Below are 18309 nucleotides of genomic sequence, written 5' to 3'. Positions count from 1 at the left end.
ACCCAGTGGCCAGCCCTTTACAGTAAACGTTTTGTGACCGTCGACGCGCCGCTGGACCAGCTCGCCGCCCACCTGTCCGCGGCCGGACCGGGCCGCCGCCGGCTACGCCGCGTGCTCGCCCTGCTGGCCGAGGGCTGGCAGCCGCTGGCCGAGTTGATCCGCAGGCCAGCCGCCCCGCGCCGCTCGGTGGAGGAGCTGCTGACCCTGCTCGGCCCCGACCTGGACAGCCAGGGCGACCGGCACCGCATCCGCCCGGCCCGCGCGCAGGCCTACCGCGCCGCCTTCGAGCTGGCCGAACTGGCGGAACCGGCAGACCCGCTGGCCGGCACTGTGAGTCAGCGCACAGGGTTGCTGCCCACGATCCGGTCCGACATCGCGGCCAACCCGCCGCCGCTGCCCGCGCTGGACCACGTCCCGGCCACCCCGGAGTCGGTGCTGCGCCGCGCGCTGTGGCTGGACCAGCGCTACGACCTGGACGGGGCCCGCGTGCTGTGCCTCGGCGACCACGACCTGACCTCACTGGCGCTGTGCGCGGTGCGCCCCGACCTCCAGGTGACCGTGGTGGACCTGGACGAGCGCCTGCTCGCGCACATCGACGGCCTGGCCCGCGCCCGCGGCCACCGGATCCACTGCCTGCACGCCGACCTGCGCTTCGGCTTCCCGCCGGCCGCCACCGGCTGGGCCGACCTGGTCTTCACCGACCCGCCCTACACCCCGGAGGGCATCGGCCTGTTCGCCACCCGTGCGGTGGAGTCGCTGCGCGATCCGGCCACCGGGCGGATCCACATCGCCTACGGCTTCAGCGAGCGCAGCCCCGCACTGGGCGCCAAGGTGCAACAGGAGCTGCTGCGGCTGGGCCTGGTGTTCGAGGCGCTGCTGCCGGACTTCGACCGCTACCAGGGCGCCCAGGCGGTGGGCAGCGCGAGCTCGCTCTACGTCTGCCGCCCGACCGCCAAAGCCAAGAAAACCGTTGCCGGGACCGGCATCTACACCCACGGCCCGCAGTCCATCGAGTCCACCGGCGCGGGCCAGCTCGACCCGGTGCGCGAGCTGGCGGCCAGGGACGGCCTGGAAGTCGTTGTCCGCCAACCGGGCTGGTCCGCCCCGGTGACCGCCCGCGGCGCGGTGGCCGTGGACACCACCGCCGACCCCGGCCCGTGGGCGCTGCGGCACCTGCTGGCCATCTCCGCGGACCGGGTGCTGCTGCTGGTGGACAACAACCACCCGGACATCACCAGCGAACGCGGCCAGCGCGCACTGGCGGATCTTGTTGCCGGCAAGTACAAGCTGCGCTTCCTGCGCAGCACCCCCGGCCCGAAGTCCGCGGTGATAGTCGCCGACCGGATCACCGAAACCCCTGCCGCGCAACAGGTCCAGCGCGCCCTGCTGGACCGCGCGCACGGCAAGCCGGGCAACATCTGGCGGGAGGCGCTGACCAGGACCGGCCTGACCAAGAACGAGGCCCGCGCCCGGATCGCCGAGCTGACCCCCGGCCTGGACCTGGGCAACCGCCTGGTCGACCTGCCCCGCCACCAGCTCGCCGAGCTGCTGGCCGCGGTCTCACATGCTTGAGTCGGCCTTGGGCACGTGCAGCCTGCCCAGCGAGAGCACCGCGCGGAACTCCCTCGGCGGCACCGCCCTGGAGAACAGCCAGCCCTGGTAGGCGTCCACGCCGACGCCCCGCAGGATGTTGAACTGGGTCGCGGTCTCCACGCCCTCGGCCACGCAGCTGCGGCCCATCGCGCGCGCCATGTCCACCACCGCGCGGGCCACCGCGAAGTCCGAGGGGTCCTTGCCGACCCCGGAGACGAACCTGCGGTCCACCTTGATGATCTGCGCGGGCAGGTCCTTGAGCCGGGCCAGCGAGGAGTAGCCGGTGCCGAAGTCGTCCACCGCGAAGCGCACCCCGCGCTCGACCAGCTCGGCCATCACCGCGCGGGTCTTGGACGGCAGGTCCACCAGGCTGGTCTCCACCAGCTCCAGGATCACCCGGTCCCACTCGATGCCGCTCTCCGCGACCGCGGTGGCCACGATGTCCACGAAGTCCTGGTCACCCGGCAGCAGCCCGGCCAGGTTGACCGCGACGCCGGGTGCCTTGGCGCCGTTGGCCGAGGGCCAGTTCGCCGCCTCCTTCAGCGCCGCGCGCAGCACCCAGCGGTCCAGCTCGCGCAGCAGGTCGCCCTGTTCGGCCACCGGCAGGAAGACATCCGGCGCGAGCAGGCCCCGGTCCGGGTGCGGCCAGCGGACCAGCGCCTCGGCGGTGATCACCAGTCCGCTGGAGTCGACCACCGGCTGGAAGTGCAGGGCCAGGCCGTCCCTGGCCAGCGCGTCGCGCAGCTGACCCTCCAGGTGCACCTGCCAGTCCGCGGAGGCCATCAGCGCGGCACTGGCCAGCGACACCCGGCCCGCGCCGCGGCGCTTGGCCTCGAACATGGCCGCGTCGGCGAAGCGCAGCAGGTCGTCGCCGGTGGCGCGGGAGCCGTTGGGCACCGCGGCGCCGATCGAGGCGGAGATCCGGACCAGCTGGCCGTGCACCGGCACCACCGTGCGCAGCAGGCTGGAGACCTTGGTGGCCAGCGCGTCCACCCCGCCGACCTCGTCGATGTTCTCGCAGATGATCACGTACTCGTCGCCGGAGAGCCTGGCCGCGGTGCAGCCCTTGGGCAGCCCGCCCTCCAGCCGCCTGGCCAGCACCACCAGCAGCTCGTCGCCCGCGTCGTGGCCGAGGGAGTCGTTGACCCGCTTGAAGTTGTCGATGTCGCAGAACAGCACCGCCACCCCGTGCGGGTGGTCGCCGTGCAGCAGCCCGGCCAGCAGCTCCTTCACCGCGGCCCGGTTCGGCAGGCCGGTCAGGTCGTCGTGGGTGGCCTGGTGCTTGAGCGCCTCGGCGGTGCGGCGGCGCTCGGTGATGTCCTGGAAGACCACCAGGGAGAACCGGCGGCCGTCGTCCTGCACGGACAGCGCCACGTGCAGCTCGCAGTAGACCGGCTCGTTGTCCGAGCGCAGCAGCACCCGCTGCGGGATCTTGAGGTTCTTCTGGTCCTCGGCGGCCATCATGGCGCCGATGGAGAGCTGGTCGGAGGGCTCGTCGGGGTGGGTGAGCTGCTCGGCGGTCATCCCGCGCAGCTGTTCGAGGTCGAAGCCGAGCAGCTCGCACAGCGCGTCGTTGGCGTCGACCAGCCGCTCGCTGTCGTCGAAGATGCCGATGCCCACCGGGGTGACCGAGACCAGGTCGGCGAAGCGCTGGCTGGAGCGCTGCATCCGGGTCTCCACCACCCGCTGCTCGGTGATGTCCTGCGCGGTGCCGACCATCACCGTGCCGCCGTCGGGCGCGGTCACCGCGGCGCCGTGGCAGCGGAACACCCGCACCGCGCCGTCGCCGCGGACCAGCCGGTGCTCGCACTCCACCGGCTGCTCGTCGGCGGCCAGCTGCTGCCACAGCTCGTCCACCCACTGCCGGTCCTCGGGGTGCACCAGGTTGAGGTAGTCCTGGTAGGTGGTGCGCTGGCCCGGCGGCATCCCGTAGAGCTCGAAGAGCATCTCCGACCAGGAGGTCTCGCCGGTGGCCGGGTACCACTCCCAAGTGCCCAGCCGGGACACCCGCTGCGCGTCGTCCAGCCTGCGCCGGTCGCGCAGCAGCTGGCGTTCCAGCGCGCGCTGCTCGGTCACGTTCTGCACGGTGGCCTGCAACCGGGCCACCTTGCGGTCCTCGCCGTGCTCGGCGCGCACCCGCAGCATGTAGACCTTGTCGCCCAGCTCGCCGCGGAACTCGGTCTCCGCGGTCTCGCCGTGCTCGGCCACCAGCAGCCGGTCCCGCAGCTCGGCCAGCGCCTTGAGGTCGCCGGGATGCACGCCGGAGAGGATGTCGTTGTCCGGCACCGAGCCGACCTCGTCGAAGAGCTCGATCAGCGCCTCGCTGCGGTAGATCGTGCCCGCGGCCACCTCGTAGGTCCAGCTGCCCATGCGCGCGATCCGCTGCGCCTCCAGCAGCCGCACCCGCTCCTTGGCCAGCTCGTTCTCCACCCGCCATGCCTCGGTGATGTCCCGGATGTAGCCGGTGATGCGGACCAGCTCGCCGCGCGCGTCGCAGTGCGACTTGGCCTCGCCGCGGATGCGCCGGATCTCGCCGTCCGGGCGGATCACCCGGTACTCGATGTCGATGGCGTCGCCGGAGTTCTTGTGGTCGCTCCAGTACGCGGCGACCAGGTCCCGGTCCTCGGGGTGGGCCACGTCCAGCACGGCCTGCGCGCCGGGGGTGACCTCGCCGGGGGTGAGGCCGAGGATGTCGTAGTGGTTGGCCGACCAGACGGTCTCGCCGGTGGCCGGGTCGAACTCCCAGGAGGCGATCCCGGCGACCCGCTGCACGTCGTTGAGCCGCCGCTCCTCCTCGCGCAGCGCCTGCGCGGCGGTGGCCAGGTCGGAAATGTCGACCAGCAGCACGATCTGCCGGTTGCGGCCGGGCGCGGGCAGCCGGACCACCCGCACCGGCACCTCGCCGCCGTCGGGGCGGCACAGCCTGATGTCCGGGTCGGCGCCGATGAGCAGCGCGCCCAGCTCCTGCCCGACCAGCTCGTCCACGGTGGCCCCGGCCAGCTCGGCGGCGGCCTTGTTCGCCTTGACCACGTAGGTGTTGGCGTCGCAGAGCAGCGCGGCGGCGTCCGGGAAGGCGATCTCCAGGGAGTCCACCGAGGCGGCGTCGGCCGCGCCGTTGTCCGGGCATGGCTGAGCAGAGCCCGCGGGTTCGAGCACGTGCGGCCCTCGCCCCGTCCGCTGGACCTGCTCGGTCACCATGTCCGCCCTTCCGCATCGACCGCCGCGGCGCAGGGTGGCCCGGCCCACGGCTGTCTCAGCAGTGCACCCGAGTCGGCGTGGTCACGCCAACCCCCACCCGGATGCCTACCTGAACGAGTGAAGGTAGTAGGTGGGACCCGGTAGGCCCACCCCCCAGAGTTGGCAATTCAGTGGCAACTTGACCACTGCCCCAGCCTGGGAGAACCACCTTCACTCGGTCAGTGTTGGCGCTGAGTAGCCGGAACGCTCGGTAACCCGGTGAACCTTGTGCCCCGACCCTTTCAGGCTACCCCGTCCTTGCGGGCCGCCTCAGCCACCGCGGCGGCGACTTCGAGCGGAACTCGCGGGTCAAGGGCGCTGGGCACGATCGCGTCCACGGACAGGTCCTCGGCGGCGACCTGGAAGATGGCCTCGGCCGCGGCCAGCTTCATGTTCTCGGTGATCCGGCGGGCGCCGCAGTCCAGCGCGCCGCGGAACACGCCGGGGAAGGCGAGCACGTTGTTGATCTGGTTCGGGAAGTCGCTGCGGCCGGTGGCCACCACCGCGGCGTGCCGGGCGGCCAGCTCGGGGTGGATCTCCGGATCCGGGTTGGACAGCGCGAACACGATGGAGTCCGCGGCCATCAGCTGGATCTGCGCCAGCGCGACCTGGGCCGAGGACAGGCCGATGAAGACGTCCGCGCCCTTGAGCGCGTCGTCCAGCGAGCCGGTCAGCCCGCGCGGGTTGGTGATCCCGGCCAGCTCGGCCTTGACCGGGTTGAGCCCGTCCCTGCCCACGCTGATGATGCCGCGGGAGTCGAGCACCACCACGTCCTCGACCCCGGCGGCGCGCAGGATCTTCGCGCAGGCCACCCCGGCCGCACCCGCGCCGGAGATGACCACCTTGAGCGGAGCCAGCTCGCGGTTGAGCGCCGCCGCGGCGCCGCGCAGCGCGGCCAGCACGATGATCGCGGTGCCGTGCTGGTCGTCGTGCATGACCGGGCAGTCCAGCGCCTCGATCAGCCGGGCCTCCAGCTCGAAGCAGCGCGGCGCGGCCACGTCCTCCAGGTTGACCGCGCCGAAGGACGGGCGCAGCCGGACCAGGGTCTCCACGATCTCGTCCACGTCGGTGGTGTCCAGCACCAGCGGGATCGAGTCCAGCCCACCGAAGGTCTTGAACAGCGCGGACTTGCCCTCCATCACCGGCAGCGAGGCGCGCGGGCCGATGTCGCCGAGGCCGAGCACCGCGGTGCCGTCGCTGACCACGGCCACCAGGCGGTGGGTCCAGGTGTAGCGGGCGGCGAGGCTGGGGTCGGCCGCGATGGCCTTGCTGACCCTGGCCACCCCCGGCGTGTAGGCGATGGACAGCGCACGGGAGTCGGCGAGTGAGGCGGTCGGGGCGATCGCGAGCTTGCCGGCCTCGTGCGCGGCGAAGATCTCCTCATCGGTGAGCTGACCGGTGGCCTGGTCGTCCACGGTTGTCACAGCGTCCCTCCTGGAGGGGGCGAGAGTTGTGGGCGTGCCCGAATAGGCACGTGACGCGGCTCGCCTGGCGCTGTCGAGCCGTGGCGATTCGCGGGATCAACGGGTCGACCACTGGACTGCGGGGTGGAGTCCGGTGATCAACACACGCTGCGGTGCGGACAGTGTGGCACCACTGGCTGATCGTGTCTGCGGTGGGGATCACAGTGACCTTTTTCCTTCCGGTGCAGGTCAGGGCCTGTTTTACAAAACGTCCGTCCGGCTTGTTGGCGGGAAAGACGGTCCTCCGCAGGTCGCGGGACTCAAGCCGTAGGCTCAAGCACCATGCAGGTGCGGAATACAACGATCCCCGACGCTTACGAATTCACTCCGAAAGTTTTTCCGGACGACCGCGGCCTTCTGGTAGTTCCCTTCCAGGCCGACCTGGTCGCCGAGACCGTGGGCTACCCGCTCCGCCTGGCGCAGTCCAACCACTCGGTGTCCCGCCGCGGCGTCATCCGCGGCGTGCACTTCGCCGACACCCCGCCGGGGCAAGCCAAGTACGTCTACTGCGCCAACGGCAGCCTGCTCGACGTCATCATCGACATCCGGCTGGGCTCGCCGACCTTCGGCAAGTGGGAGGCGGTCCGCCTGGCCGCGGACTCCTACAACGCGCTCTACATCTCCGAGGGCCTCGGCCACGCGTTCCTCGCGCTCGAGGACAACACGGTGATGAACTACCTGTGCTCCACCCCGTACACCCCCGCGCGCGAGCGCGCGATCAACCCGATGGACCCGGCGCTGGGTCTGCCGTGGGCGGAGCACCTGGACGGGGCCGAGCCGATCCTCTCCGTCAAGGACACCGACGCGCCCGGCCTGGCCGAGGCGGAGGCGACCGGTCTGCTGCCGAAGTACCAGGCCTGCCTGGACCACTACGCCAGCCAGCGCGCCAACGCCTGAGCACGTCCCTCCCCCTGATCCCCACCCGCCAGGTCGGCCAGCGCGGCCCCGGCCTGGCGGGCCACGTCAGGCCTTCCGGCGCAGCCGCCCCGGCCGTGGCCACAGCCGCCACCGCACCACCCCGAGCACCTCAGCCGGGCCGAGCAGCGCCGAGTCCGTCGAGCCGAAGGTGTTGTCCCCCAGCACCCACCACCCGCCCTCGACCGCCCGCACCGCCCGCTTCACCGACAGCTGCCCCGGCCGCCCGGCCCAGCGCACCAGCACCACCTCGCCCGGCCGCGGCGCGGCGCCGAAGCGGCACAGCACGGTGTCGCCGTCGGCGAGCGCCGGGGCCATCGACGGCCCGCGCACCAGCAGCCTGCGCACCGGCAGAAGCCGCGTGGTCACAACGATCACCTCCGCCTGCCGGTCCGCAGCGCCCGGAGTAGGGTCACCCGCGTCGGAGCATCCATTGTTCAGGAGGAAATGATGCGACTGCTGTCGCGGATCCTCGCCCCGCGTCTGGAGGTCAGCGCGCACTGCGACCTCCCGTGCGGCGTGTACGACCCAGCCCAGGCGCGGATCGAGGCCGAGTCGGTCAAGGCGATCCAGGAGAAGTTCCAGTCCAACCAGGACCCGGAGTTCCGCCAGCGCGCGATCGAGATCAAGGAACAGCGCTGCGAGCTCGTCAAGCACCACCTGTGGGTGCTGTGGACGGACTACTTCAAGCCACCGCACTTCGAGAAGTACCCGGAACTGCACGAACTGTTCAACAAGGCCACCAAGGCCGCGGGCGCCGGCGGCGCCAAGGGGTCCACCGACCCGAAGACCGGAGCCGAGCTGCTCGACTACATCGAGCAGATCTCGACCATCTTCTGGGAGACCAAGAAGGCCGCTGCCTGATCCAGTGCTGACAACGCCCCGGTCACCGGTTCGGTGACCGGGGCGTTGTGCCGTCCGGGCCGGATCGGCGCAGAATCGGCCGGGTGACCCATGACGAGCACCGGGAACCCACCGTCTACCTGCTCCGGCACGGCGAGACCGAGTGGTCCCGCTCCGGGCAGCACACCGGCCGCACCGACATCCCGCTCACCGACCGCGGCCGCGCCCAGGCTGAAGCCGCCGGCCGGACCCTGGCCGCCCTCGGCGTCAAGGGCCGGGTGCTGGCCAGTCCGCGGGGCCGGGCGCAGGTGACCGCCGAGCTGGCCGGGCTGCGGGTGGACGAGGTCACCGAGGACCTGGGCGAGTGGGACTACGGCGACTACGAGGGCGAGACGACCCCGCAGATCAGGGAGACCGTGCCGGGCTGGACGGTCTGGACCCACCCGGTGCCCGGCGGCGAGTCCGCCGAGCAGGTGGGCGCGCGGGCCGACCGGCTGCTGGCGCGGGTGCGCGGGCTGTTGCCGGAGACCGACGTGGTGCTGGTCGGGCACGGCCATTTCAGCCGGGTGCTGGTGGCCCGCTGGCTGGAGCTGCCGGCCACCGCGGGGGTCCGGTTCGGGTTGGGCACGGCGGGGATCGCTGTGCTGGGATTCGAGCGGGGTGTGCCGCAGCTCGTGCGGCTGAACCTGCCGACCACCTGAGCGCTGGGGAGGAAAACCGTGACCGACGACCGCATTCGCCGGATCCGGCCGTCCGATGTGGACGCCGTCATCGGACTGATCGAGAGCCTCGCCGAGTACGAGCGTGCCCGGGAGTCCTGCACCATCACCGCCGAGCAGCTGCACACGGCGCTCTTCGGGGAGAACCCGGCGCTGTTCGCGCACGTGGCCGAGGCCGACGGTGTGGTGGTCGGCTGCGCGCTGTGGTTCCTGAACTTCTCCACCTGGGAGGGCAGGCACGGCATCTACCTGGAGGACCTGTTCGTGCTGCCCGAGCACCGCGGCTCCGGCCTGGGCAAGGCGCTGCTGACCGAGCTGGCCAGGGAGTGCGTGCGACGCGGGTACGGCCGGTTCGAGTGGTCCGTGCTGGACTGGAACACCCCGGCCATCGACTTCTACAAGTCCCTCGGCGCGGTGGCCATGGACGAGTGGACGGTCTACCGGCTGGACGGCGAGGCGCTGGCCGCGGCGGGCAAGCTCACGTGATCAGCGGGTCCCCGGCGGCGGCGACCAGCTCGTAGGCGGTCGCCCCGTCCAGGGACTCGCGCAGCAGGTCGGCGTGACCGGCGTGCCGGGCGAACTCGGCGACCAGGTGGAACAGCACCCAGCGGGCGGTGCGGGTCTTGCCCTTGACCATCGGGTGGTTCAGCAGGTCCAGGTCCACCTCCCGGTCCAGGTCCAGCTCCGGCACCAGCGCCTCGGTGACGGCGGCGACCTCGGCCAGCTCGGCCAGTGCCTGCGGCAGGGTCTCGCCGGGGTCGAGCGCGTGGCCTGGGCGGCCGTCGGCCGGGCGGCCCTGGAGCAGGTTGGTCCAGTTCCGCTCGACGCTGACCGCGTGCTTGACCAGCCCGGCCAGGGTCAGCTCGCTGGTCAGCGGGCGGCTGGCGGCGGTCTGCTCGGTCAGGTTGAGCACCGAGCGGCGCAGCGCGGCGCGTTGTTCGGCCAGGAAGGCCAGCAGCGCGTCCCGTTCGTCAGAGACTTCGCGAACCATTGCCATGGACATGGATCCTGCCAGGGACCTCCGCCCGCCGGGCGGCGATGGTGCGCAGGGTCAGCGAGTCCTGGCCGGGGCGCGGGCACAGCTCGGGCGGGGCGGCGGCGAGCACCTCGGCCATTTCCAGTGGCCGGGGCTGGCAGCGGGTGGACTCGGGCACGCCTAGGATGCCCGCGCCGTCGATGGCCAGCGGCAGCTCGGCCAGCAGCGACTGCGCCGCGATCTGCACCTGCCCGCGGGAGCACAGCGCGCCGGGCACCCGGTCGGCCAGCATGGTCGCGGTGGCCCGCAGGCAGGCCGCGCGGAACGCCGGGTTGCTCTCGTAGGCCTGTCTGACCTGCTCGAACAGCAGGCGGTAGCGGTAGCGGGCGGCCAGTTCGGTCCAGGGCACCACCAGCGAGCCGGGCAGTGCCAGCGCGGCCAGCGCGCGCCGGGCTCTGGTCTGCAGGCGCTTGCCCTCGCTGCGCGCCTTGTGCAGGGCGCGGTGGGTCTTGTAGCCGACCGCGCGGTAGGTGTGCACGGCAGGCAGGTCGACGACCACCACGTGCAGCGCGGTGAAGTTGGCGGCCGCCCAGCTCGCGTAGCCGAGCAGCTCCTCGTCGACCTGGTCGAAGGGGCCAAGGCCGAGCAGCGCGTGGGCGGCCCGGCCAACGGACGTGCGCGGTCGCGGGATCTGACCGGGTGGCGTCACGACATCGATTGGAGCACGACACGCGCGGGCGCTCCCAGTCCCTTCATTGAGTGATCAACCCTTTGGCGCATCGGCGGTGTCCCGATCGGCCCAGTGCGCGCGCAGCGCGGCCACCGTCGCCGCGATCGCCGGCCGCCGGGTGGCCTGCTGCCGCCACACCGCGAACAGCCGCCTGGTCGGCGTCGGGACCAGCGGCCGGACCACCACGCCCTCGGGCACCGGCCCCCGCCCGAGCCGGGGCAGCAGGCACACGCCGAGCCCGCGCGCGGCCAGCGCCAGCTGGGACTGGTACTCGGTGACCTGGTGCGCGAGCACCGGTTCCACCCCGCCGCCGCGCAGGGTGCGGATCAGCCAGTCGTGGCAGATCGACCCCGGCGGCTGGCAGATCCAGCGCGCGCCGACCAGCTCCAGCGGGCTCAGCTCGGTCCGGGTGGCCAGCGGGTGGTCCTGGTGCAGCAGCACATCGGCCACGTCCACCCCGATGTCGGTGCGGGCCAGCCCCTCCGGCATGGCCAGCGGCGTGTTCTCCCAGTCGTGCACCACGGCCAGGTCCAGCTCGCCGCGGGCCACCAGGTCCACCGCCAGGTGCGGGTCCAGCTCGGTCAGCCGCACGTCCAGCTCCGGGTAGGCCCGCGCCAGCTCGGCCAGCGGGCCGGGCATCAGCCCGCGGGCGGCGGTGGCGAAGGTGGCCACGCTGAGCCGCCCGATCGGCGTGCCGCGCTGCTCCTCCAGCCGCACCTCGGCCTGCTCGACCAGGGCCAGCACCTGCTTGGCGGTGCCTGCCAGGTCCTCGGCGGCGTCGGTCAGCGCGATGCCGCGACCCCGGCGTTCCAGCAGCACGGTGCCGGTCTCGCGTTCCAGCTTGGCCAGCTGCTGGGACACCGCGGAGGGGGTGTAGCCGAGGGCGGCGGCGGCCGCGTTGACCGAGCCGTGCACCGCGACGGCGTGCAGGGCGCGGAGTCTGCCGAGATCGAGCATGAAGCAATACTAAACAGATCCGCGTAGTGGATTTCGCTGGTGCTTAACTCTCCGCCGGGTGAGGCTGGTGCCGTGAAACCCGCGCACCTCGCCCTCGCCGTACTCGTCGCCCTGATCTGGGGCCTCAACTTCGTGGTCATCCAGATCGGCCTGGCCGAGGTACCCCCGTTCCTGTTCTCCGCCCTGCGCTTCGCCGCCGCCGCGCTGCCCGCGCTGTTCTTCGTCGGCTCGCCGCGGGTGGCCTGGCGCTGGGTGCTGCTGATGGGCCTCACCCTGGGCGTGGTCAAGTTCGGCCTGCTCTTCGGCGGCATGTACGCAGGCGCGCCTGCCGGGCTGTCCTCACTGGTGCTGCAGAGCCAGGTGCTGTTCACCGTGCTGTTCGCCACGCTGCTGCTCAAGGAGCGGCCCACCCCGCTGCGGCTGGCCGGCACCGGGATCGCGCTGGCCGGCATGGTGCTGGTGGTCGTGGACTACGGCGCGGACAGCCCGGTGGGCGCGCTGCTCATGGTGGTGGGCGCGGCTGCGGTGTGGAGCCTGACCAACATCATCACCCGGTACGCGGCCCCGCCGGACATGCTGCGGTTCATGGTGTGGGTCAGCGCGGTGCCGATCCTGCCGCTGCTCGCCCTCTCCGCCGCCTTCGAAGGCGTGGACAGCGGGCTGAACGCGTTGGCGCACCTGGACTTCGCCGGCATCGGCGCGGTGCTCTACGTGGGCTGGGCGGCCACCCTGGCCGGATTCGGCATCTGGGGATTCCTGCTGCGGGTCTACCCGGCCACCGCGGTGGCGCCGTTCTCCCTGCTGGTGCCGGTGTTCGGCATGTCCTCGGCCGCGCTGCTGCTCGGCGAGGCGCTGACCCCGCTGCGGCTGGCCGCCGCCGCGCTGGTCATCCTCGGCGTCGCGCTGGCCTCCGGCGTGGTCAAGGCCGGGGCGCGGCGACGAGCGCCGCACCCCGGCCCAGCCCGGCTCAGCGCTTGCGATCCCGCCGATCCCGCGCTTGTTCCTCGGTGACCTCGATCTGTTCCTTGCGCACCTGCCCGGAGACGGTCTCCTCCTCGGTGACCGTCTCCTTGGCCAGCCGCACCCGCTCCACCGGCACCGCCTCGGTCCGCACCACCGGCCGCTCCGCGTGCAGCGTGACCTCGTGCTCGGCCTCGCTGATCTCCGCACCGGACATGGCCTGGCCCCGGTTGGCCTCGGTGATCGGCTCCCGCTCGATCCTGACCTCCTCGTGCCGCACCGGCACGGTGACCTGCTGTTCCTCGGTCACCACGTACTTGCGCAGCCGCACCCGGCCGGTCTCCGTGGTCTCCGCGCCGACCTTGAGCCGCTCCTCGGAGCGGGTCATCGCGTCGTCCCGCCCGTCCGCGGCGGTCCGGTCGTGCGCCGTCCGGTCCTGCGCGGTCCCGGGCGTCCGGGACCGGCCAGCCTGGGTGTCCTGGCGCGGGCCGGGCACCGCCGGGTAGCGCATGCCGTAGTAGTCGTAGAGCTGCATCTCGTCCTCGCTGGACAGCCGGCCGGCGGCGTCCATCCGGGGCGCGTCGCTGACCTGGTCCTTGGTCACCGCCACCCGCAGCGTGTCGCCTTCCATGCTGGCCTGGTCGAGCGGGACGAAGCTCTCCTTCAGACCGAACAGGCCGGTCCGCACGGTCGCCCACGCAGGCCGCCCGGTGCCTTCCTCCAGGTAGACCTGGCCGACCTTGCCGATCTTGGTGCCATTCCGGTCACAGACCTCGTCGCCGAACAACTGCGGCACCATCTGCTCGCTGATCATCGCTTCCGTCCTCCCGATCTCCATTCGCGTCACGCTCGGACGGAGCACGAACTGCCCGCGAGGAACCTGGGCAACCGGGAAAACGGGACGAACCACCGGGCTGGGTTACCGCAGGGGCACCCGGTCGAGGGAACTAGGACTTGTGGTCAGCGGAGTCGTCGTAGGGGCCGATGCCGAGCACCCAGGCCCGCGCGTGCGTGCTGAACAGCAGCACCAGCACGCTCACGCAGTAGATCGCGGCCAGCGAGCCGATCAGCCAGCGCCCGGACGGCCCGAGGGTGTACCAGGCCACGCCGAGCAGCAGCAGCTGCACCACTACCGCGGGCGAGCGGGCCCAGCGCTTGCCGCGCGCCAGCCCGACCGCGGTGGCGATGACCGCGGCGGTCAGGATCGCGAAGTACCCGGCCTCACCGAAGACGTTGCCCGGTTTGGGCGCGCCGTTGAACGCGCGGACCAGCAGGGCGACCACCAGGACCACACCCGCCAGGCCCTGCAACCCGACCAGCAGACCGGCGACCCGCACCGCGCGCGGCGCACCCAGGGCTTGTGACATGCAGACAGGCTAGCCATCCCCCAGAAGAGCGTCGGTGGCAGCTCACGGACGTGACTTGCACCGCATCTTGGTGATCACCCAGGCACAACGCCGCTGCTGGGCCACCACGATCGGGTCAGGGCTGGACGGCAGAGGGTCACGGGCTGTCATACGCTTCGGGGTGTGCGCGCACTCCTCGTGGTCAATCCCCAGGCCACCGCCACCACGGCGGCGGGGCGCGATGTCATCGCCCACGCGCTGGCCAGCGACGTCAAGCTCGACGTCGTGGAGACCAGCTACCGGGGGCACGCCGCGGATGCCGCGGCGCAGGCCGCGCACGACGGTTTTGACCTCGTGGTGGCGCACGGCGGGGATGGCACGGTCAACGAGGTCGTGAACGGACTGCTCTCTGACGGCGTCCGGGACGACGTGCCGATGCTGGGTGTGGTGCCGGGCGGATCCGCGAACGTCTTCGCGCGCGCCCTTGGCCTGCCGGTGGATCCGGTGGAGGCCACGCACCGGCTGCTGCTGGCCATCGAGACCGGCGCCCGTCGCCGGGTCGGGCTCGGCAGGGCGGATGACCGGTGGTTCACCTTCAACGCCGGGATGGGCTGGGACGCCGACGTGGTGGCCGGGGTGGAACGGCACCGGGACAAGAAGGCGACTCCGCTGCTGTACGCGCGGATGGCCGCGACCAGCTACTTCAAGCTGGACCACGGGCACCCGAAGCTCACCGTGCACCTGCCCGACGGTGAACCGGAGACCGGGCTGCACCTGGCCTTCGTGTCCAACACCGACCCGTGGACCTATCTCGGTGAGAAGCCGTTGCGGATCAACCCCGGCTCTTCCTTCGAGGATGGACTGGGTGTGTTTGCGCTGCGTAGCGTCGGGGTACCCACCGTCGTGAAGCACGTCTGGCAGATCCTGCGTCCAGGGGGAAGTCCTCAGGGCGGGAATTTGTTGCGGCGGGACGACGTCGAGTGGATTAGAGTGACCTGCGCGGAACCGGTCCGGCTCCAGGTAGACGGTGATCTGCTGGGCGAGCGGACCGATGTGCGGTTCATGTCCGTGCCAGCAGCACTCAGCGTCGCGGTGTGACCTCTGCGTGATCGGGTCATCACCTGGGCGTGACCTCCGCTAGTCGGCGGAATGTCACCCCTTGAAACCGCCAATGGAGAGCGTGTCGATCTTTCGGGTGAGTTGCCTCACCGGATTGGATCGGGCCTCTTGACATTGCCGTAGTTCGTGAAAGCATTCACAAGCACCCACAAACACCCCCGAACCGACTATCGGCACTATTGTTGTGCCTAGCGAGGAGCAAGGAACCATGGACTGGCGCCACCGCGCGACCTGCCGCGACGAGGACCCCGAGCTGTTCTTCCCCGTTGGGAACAGCGGTCCTGCGTTGCTCCAGATCGCCGAGGCGAAGACCGTCTGCCGCCGGTGCCCCGTGATGTCCGACTGCCTGACCTGGGCACTCGAGTCTGGACAGGACGCGGGAGTCTGGGGCGGTATGAGCGAGGACGAGCGTCGTGCGCTGAAGCGTCGCAACGCCCGCACCCGGGCCCGCACTGGAGCCTGAGAGGGTCGCAACCTCCGAACGGCCGACTGACCGGCACTCGCGCGAACGAGTGCCGGTCAGTTGCTTTTTCTGCCTCTCCGGCGAAAACCCCGGTTCTGCCGGCTGACAACCTGACTAGATAAATCACCGAGTCCTAATGGGCTAACGGCGGCGTTGCAGCGGAACCCGCAGTACCGCCTCGGTGCCCTTGGTCCCCTGGCGGCGGCGCAGGCTGAGCGATCCGCGCAGTTCGGACTCCACCAGGGTGCGCACGATCTGCAGGCCGAGCCGGTCGGTGCGCTCCAGCGAGAAGCCCTGCGGCAGGCCGCGGCCGTCGTCGGTGATCACCACGTCCAGCCACTTCGCCGAGCGCTCGGCGTGCACCACCACCTCGCCGCGCTGGCCGGGGCTGTAGGCGTGCACGAAGGCGTTCTGCACCAGCTCGGTCAGCACCATCACCAGCGGGGTGGCCAGTTCCGCCTGCACCACGCCGAACTTGCCCTCGCGGCGGACCACCACCCTGGTCTCCGCGGTGGCCACATCGCTCATCATCGGGATCACCTGGTCCACCACGTCGTCCAGGGACACCCGCTCGTCCACCGACATGGACAGCGTCTCGTGCACCAGCGCGATCGAGGTGACCCGGCGGACCGACTCCTCCAGCACCTGCCGCGCCTCGGTGTTGCCGGTGCGCCGGGACTGCAACCGCAGCAGCGCGGCCACCGTCTGCAGGTTGTTCTTGACCCGGTGGTGGATCTCCCTGATCGTCGCGTCCTTGGACATCAGCGCCCGGTCCCGCCTGGTCACCTCGGTGACGTCGCGGACGAGCACCAGCGCGCCTGCCGCCTTGCCGCGCGGGCGCAGCGGCAGCGCGCGGAAGAGCACGGTCGCGCCGCGGGCCTCGGCCTCCACCCTGGTGCTGGGGTTGCCGTCCAGCGCGGTGCGCATCCGCTGGGCCACCTCGGTGGCGTCGAACGGGTCGGAGACCAGCGAGCGGGTCAGCGGCGCCAGCGCTACCCCGACCAGGTCCGCGGCGTGGCCCATCCGGTGGTACGCCGAGAGTGCGTTCGGGCTGGCGAAGACTACGGTGCCCGCCGCGTCCAGCCTGATCAGGCCGTCGCCGACCCTGGGGCTGGTGTGCGCGCCGGGCGAGGGCTCGGGCGCGGGGAAGGTGCCGTCGGCGATCATCTGGCACAGGTCGGCCGCGCTGCCCAGGTAGGCGATCTCCAGCGGGCTGGGCACCCTGGGCACGGCCAGGTTGATGTCCCGGCTGAGCACCGCGATGACCTTGCCCTCGTAGCGCACCGGGATGGTCTCCCTGCGCACCGGCACCCCCAGGTGCCAGCGCGGGTCCTCCTCCCGGCAGATCCGCTCCTCCACCACGGCCCTGCGCAGCTGCGGGTGGTCCGGCGCGGCGACCACGGTGCTGACCATGTCCTCCGGGTGCGCGGTGGGCGCGGTCTGCGGGCGGGCCTGGGCCACGCACAGGAACCGCGCCTCGGCGACCCCGTCCGCGGTGGCCGCCTCCAGCGGGACCCACATCAGGAAGTCGGCGAAGGACAGGTCGGACAGCAGCTGCCATTCCCCGACCACCAGTTGCAGGTGGTCGACGGCGACCCCCGGCAGGCGGGTGTGCTCGGCCAGCAGCTCACTCAGAGTGGACACGGTGGTCCATCATCCCTGAGCACACGGCCCACTGCCGTCAGCGGCTCCCGGTCGTGACAGACTGGGGGGAAGCAAGCCCAAGACTGAGGAGAACGCGATGTCCAAGCGCGCCCGCAAGAAGCGCGACCGCAAGAAGCGCGGCGCCAACCACGGCAAGCGTCCCAACGCCTGACCGTGCGGCAGAGCAAAGCCCCCGGGACCGCGAGGTCTACCGGGGGCTTCGTGCTTTGCGGGCGCGGTGTGCGCCGCGGGCTCAGTCGTCCTGCTTGACCGTCTCCGGCAGCTCGATCCGCTCGGCGCGCAGCGAGACCTCCACCGTCTTGCCGTCGGGGCCGCACTCCACGGTCACCTCGGCCTGCTCCAGCACGGTCCTGCGGATGGTGGCGCGCAGCCGCTGCTTGAGCGTGTCCGGGGCGGCCTCCCCACCGCACTTGCGGGCCAGCAGGGCCTTGAGGTACTCGTCGATGCCGTACTGCTCCAGGCACGGGCTGCACTCGTTGAGGTGCTGGCGCAGCAGCTCGCGGCGGGTCTTGTCGCATTCCTGGTCCAGGAACATCCAGACCTCGGCGAGCACGTCCTTGCAGTCGGTCTCGTGTGGTTCGCCGCAACTCATGACCCGGCCACCTCCTGGGCGGCCCGGCCGCGCAGGAAGCCGCGGTCCTTGGCCACGTCGGTGAGCGACTCCTTGAGCTGGCGGCGGCCGCGGTGCAGCCGGGACATCACGGTGCCGATGGGCGTGCCCATGATCTCGGCGATCTCCTTGTACGCGAACCCCTCGACATCGGCGAGGTAGACCGCCATCCGGAAGTCCTCCGGCAGCTGCTGGAGGGCGTTCTTCACGTCGCTGTCCGGCAGCCGGTCCAGCGCCTCCACCTCGGCCGAGCGCAGACCGGTGCTGCTGTGCCGCTCGGCCTGGGCGAGCTGCCAGTCGGCGATCTCGTCGGTCGGCGACTGCTGCGGCTGACGCTGCTTGCGCCGGTAGCCGTTGATGTAGGTGTTGGTCAGGATGCGGTACAGCCAGGCCTTGAGGTTGGTGCCCTTGGCGAAGGAGGAGAAGGCGGAGTACGCCTTCAGGAAGGTCTCCTGCACGAGGTCCTCGGCGTCGGCCGGGTTGCGGGTCATCCGCAGCGCGGCCGCGTACAGCTGGTCGAGCAACGGCATCGCGTCCCGCTCGAAGCGGGCGGCGCGGTCGTCCGTTGTCTCGTCCTCGGTTCTGGTCTCTGGTGCGGTGCCTGGCACCTGGCTCCCTTCCCGCACGCCGGAGCGTGGGCTTGGGGTTGTGGTAACAACCGCCGGCAGCTCCACCACGGGAAATGTCGGCGTCGGTGCTGAGGATACGCCGCG

Annotated in this window: 20 protein-coding genes; 9 read left to right on the top strand and 11 right to left on the bottom strand. The window is 71.5% G+C overall.

Annotation, left to right across the window (positions count from 1 at the left end; genetic code table 11):
- The first annotated feature begins 33 nt into the window (after positions 1 to 33).
- Positions 34 to 1572, top strand: a complete 1539-nt coding sequence (locus ACWDY5_RS06210; protein WP_449721214.1) for a bis-aminopropyl spermidine synthase family protein — start codon at positions 34 to 36, stop codon at positions 1570 to 1572.
- Here ACWDY5_RS06210 and ACWDY5_RS06205 read toward each other — a convergent pair.
- Entirely contained in the window at positions 1561 to 4788 is a 3228-nt protein-coding gene (locus tag ACWDY5_RS06205) for an EAL domain-containing protein (RefSeq protein ID WP_449721213.1), read from the bottom strand. The genes ACWDY5_RS06210 and ACWDY5_RS06205 overlap by 12 nt on opposite strands.
- A 284-nt stretch (positions 4789 to 5072) precedes the next feature.
- Positions 5073 to 6254: an NAD(P)-dependent malic enzyme gene (locus ACWDY5_RS06200; protein WP_449721212.1), complete on the bottom strand. Its 1182-nt coding sequence runs from the start codon at positions 6252 to 6254 to the stop codon at positions 5073 to 5075.
- Between the two features lie 321 nt (positions 6255 to 6575).
- Here ACWDY5_RS06200 and ACWDY5_RS06195 point away from each other — a divergent pair, with 321 nt between their 5' ends.
- Positions 6576 to 7190 carry a dTDP-4-dehydrorhamnose 3,5-epimerase family protein gene (locus ACWDY5_RS06195; RefSeq protein WP_449721211.1) on the top strand — a complete coding sequence of 205 codons (615 nt, stop codon included), beginning with the start codon at positions 6576 to 6578 and terminating at the stop codon, positions 7188 to 7190.
- A gap of 66 nt (positions 7191 to 7256) precedes the next feature.
- On the opposite strand, the gene ACWDY5_RS06190 is transcribed toward ACWDY5_RS06195, so the two are convergent.
- Positions 7257 to 7577, bottom strand: coding sequence for a S26 family signal peptidase (locus ACWDY5_RS06190; protein WP_449721210.1), 321 nt, complete (start codon positions 7575 to 7577; stop codon positions 7257 to 7259).
- Between the two features lie 81 nt (positions 7578 to 7658).
- Here ACWDY5_RS06190 and sodN point away from each other — a divergent pair, with 81 nt between their 5' ends.
- The 3 genes from sodN to ACWDY5_RS06175 all read left to right on the top strand — a co-directional run bounded on the left by sodN (position 7659) and on the right by ACWDY5_RS06175 (position 9256).
- Positions 7659 to 8072, top strand: a complete 414-nt coding sequence (gene sodN / locus ACWDY5_RS06185; RefSeq protein WP_449721209.1) for a superoxide dismutase, Ni — start codon at positions 7659 to 7661, stop codon at positions 8070 to 8072.
- Positions 8073 to 8155: 83 nt separating this feature from the next.
- Complete coding sequence (locus ACWDY5_RS06180; RefSeq protein WP_449721208.1) at positions 8156 to 8752, top strand: acid phosphatase; 597 nt, start codon at positions 8156 to 8158, stop codon at positions 8750 to 8752.
- A gap of 18 nt (positions 8753 to 8770) precedes the next feature.
- Complete coding sequence (locus tag ACWDY5_RS06175; RefSeq protein WP_449721207.1) at positions 8771 to 9256, top strand: N-acetyltransferase family protein; 486 nt, start codon at positions 8771 to 8773, stop codon at positions 9254 to 9256.
- On the opposite strand, the gene ACWDY5_RS06170 is transcribed toward ACWDY5_RS06175, so the two are convergent.
- From ACWDY5_RS06170 to ACWDY5_RS06160, 3 genes are read right to left on the bottom strand one after another with little or no spacing between them, the layout of a single operon-like run.
- Positions 9249 to 9767, bottom strand: coding sequence for a mycothiol transferase (locus tag ACWDY5_RS06170; RefSeq protein WP_449721206.1), 519 nt, complete (start codon positions 9765 to 9767; stop codon positions 9249 to 9251). The two genes, ACWDY5_RS06175 and ACWDY5_RS06170, sit on opposite strands and share 8 nt — an antisense overlap.
- Complete coding sequence (locus tag ACWDY5_RS06165; protein ID WP_449721205.1) at positions 9742 to 10455, bottom strand: tRNA-dependent cyclodipeptide synthase; 714 nt, start codon at positions 10453 to 10455, stop codon at positions 9742 to 9744. The genes ACWDY5_RS06170 and ACWDY5_RS06165 overlap by 26 nt, the downstream gene beginning before the upstream one ends.
- Positions 10456 to 10509: 54 nt before the next feature.
- The gene (locus ACWDY5_RS06160; RefSeq protein ID WP_449721204.1) at positions 10510 to 11433 is read right to left on the bottom strand and encodes a LysR family transcriptional regulator; all 924 of its coding nucleotides are present in this window, start codon (positions 11431 to 11433) and stop codon (positions 10510 to 10512) included.
- Between the two features lie 72 nt (positions 11434 to 11505).
- Between ACWDY5_RS06160 and ACWDY5_RS06155 the strand changes: the two genes are divergently transcribed.
- The gene (locus tag ACWDY5_RS06155) at positions 11506 to 12444 is read left to right on the top strand and encodes an EamA family transporter (RefSeq protein ID WP_283663183.1); all 939 of its coding nucleotides are present in this window, start codon (positions 11506 to 11508) and stop codon (positions 12442 to 12444) included.
- On the opposite strand, the gene ACWDY5_RS06150 is transcribed toward ACWDY5_RS06155, so the two are convergent.
- Positions 12401 to 13207: a DUF2382 domain-containing protein gene (locus ACWDY5_RS06150; RefSeq protein WP_449721203.1), complete on the bottom strand. Its 807-nt coding sequence runs from the start codon at positions 13205 to 13207 to the stop codon at positions 12401 to 12403. The two genes, ACWDY5_RS06155 and ACWDY5_RS06150, sit on opposite strands and share 44 nt — an antisense overlap.
- Before the next feature lie 133 nt (positions 13208 to 13340).
- Positions 13341 to 13760, bottom strand: a complete 420-nt coding sequence (locus tag ACWDY5_RS06145) for a hypothetical protein (RefSeq protein ID WP_449721202.1) — start codon at positions 13758 to 13760, stop codon at positions 13341 to 13343.
- Between the two features lie 162 nt (positions 13761 to 13922).
- Here ACWDY5_RS06145 and ACWDY5_RS06140 point away from each other — a divergent pair, with 162 nt between their 5' ends.
- Both ACWDY5_RS06140 and ACWDY5_RS06135 read left to right on the top strand, forming a co-directional pair.
- Positions 13923 to 14837 (top strand): diacylglycerol/lipid kinase family protein, encoded by a 915-nt coding sequence (locus tag ACWDY5_RS06140; protein WP_449721201.1) that lies wholly within the window; start codon positions 13923 to 13925, stop codon positions 14835 to 14837.
- A gap of 229 nt (positions 14838 to 15066) precedes the next feature.
- The gene (locus tag ACWDY5_RS06135; protein ID WP_185001773.1) at positions 15067 to 15321 is read left to right on the top strand and encodes a WhiB family transcriptional regulator; all 255 of its coding nucleotides are present in this window, start codon (positions 15067 to 15069) and stop codon (positions 15319 to 15321) included.
- A gap of 141 nt (positions 15322 to 15462) precedes the next feature.
- Here ACWDY5_RS06135 and ACWDY5_RS06130 read toward each other — a convergent pair whose 3' ends face one another.
- Positions 15463 to 16965 (bottom strand): sensor histidine kinase, encoded by a 1503-nt coding sequence (locus tag ACWDY5_RS06130; RefSeq protein ID WP_449721200.1) that lies wholly within the window; start codon positions 16963 to 16965, stop codon positions 15463 to 15465.
- Between the two features lie 97 nt (positions 16966 to 17062).
- Between ACWDY5_RS06130 and ACWDY5_RS06125 the strand changes: the two genes are divergently transcribed.
- Complete coding sequence (locus ACWDY5_RS06125) at positions 17063 to 17137, top strand: 50S ribosomal protein bL37 (RefSeq protein WP_143174383.1); 75 nt, start codon at positions 17063 to 17065, stop codon at positions 17135 to 17137.
- Positions 17138 to 17218: 81 nt separating this feature from the next.
- Here the strand turns inward: ACWDY5_RS06125 and rsrA are convergent, their stop codons facing one another.
- Together rsrA and ACWDY5_RS06115 are read right to left on the bottom strand one after the other, a co-directional pair.
- Positions 17219 to 17578: a mycothiol system anti-sigma-R factor gene (gene rsrA / locus ACWDY5_RS06120; protein WP_449721199.1), complete on the bottom strand. Its 360-nt coding sequence runs from the start codon at positions 17576 to 17578 to the stop codon at positions 17219 to 17221.
- Complete coding sequence (locus tag ACWDY5_RS06115) at positions 17575 to 18204, bottom strand: sigma-70 family RNA polymerase sigma factor (protein WP_449721198.1); 630 nt, start codon at positions 18202 to 18204, stop codon at positions 17575 to 17577. Before ACWDY5_RS06115 ends, rsrA begins: the two co-directional genes overlap by 4 nt.
- Positions 18205 to 18309 lie beyond the last annotated feature (105 nt).

Source organism: Crossiella sp. NPDC003009 (genome assembly GCF_053591555.1).
The sequence above is the reverse complement of the archived record's forward strand: the minus strand, read 5'-3'. Positions and strand labels throughout refer to the sequence as shown.

Bases quoted from the DNA above. Each gene is read 5' to 3' on its own strand.
- ACWDY5_RS06145 (WP_449721202.1), bottom strand. From the start codon at position 13,760: ATGTCACAAGCCCTGGGTGCGCCGCGCGCGGTGCGGGTCGCCGGTCTG.
- ACWDY5_RS06170 (WP_449721206.1), bottom strand. From the start codon at position 9,767: ATGGCAATGGTTCGCGAAGTCTCTGACGAACGGGACGCGCTGCTGGCC.
- ACWDY5_RS06160 (WP_449721204.1), bottom strand. From the start codon at position 11,433: ATGCTCGATCTCGGCAGACTCCGCGCCCTGCACGCCGTCGCGGTGCAC.
- ACWDY5_RS06150 (WP_449721203.1), bottom strand. From the start codon at position 13,207: ATGATCAGCGAGCAGATGGTGCCGCAGTTGTTCGGCGACGAGGTCTGT.
- ACWDY5_RS06195 (WP_449721211.1), top strand. From the start codon at position 6,576: ATGCAGGTGCGGAATACAACGATCCCCGACGCTTACGAATTCACTCCG.
- ACWDY5_RS06135 (WP_185001773.1), top strand. From the start codon at position 15,067: ATGGACTGGCGCCACCGCGCGACCTGCCGCGACGAGGACCCCGAGCTG.
- rsrA (WP_449721199.1), bottom strand. From the start codon at position 17,578: ATGAGTTGCGGCGAACCACACGAGACCGACTGCAAGGACGTGCTCGCC.
- sodN (WP_449721209.1), top strand. From the start codon at position 7,659: ATGCGACTGCTGTCGCGGATCCTCGCCCCGCGTCTGGAGGTCAGCGCG.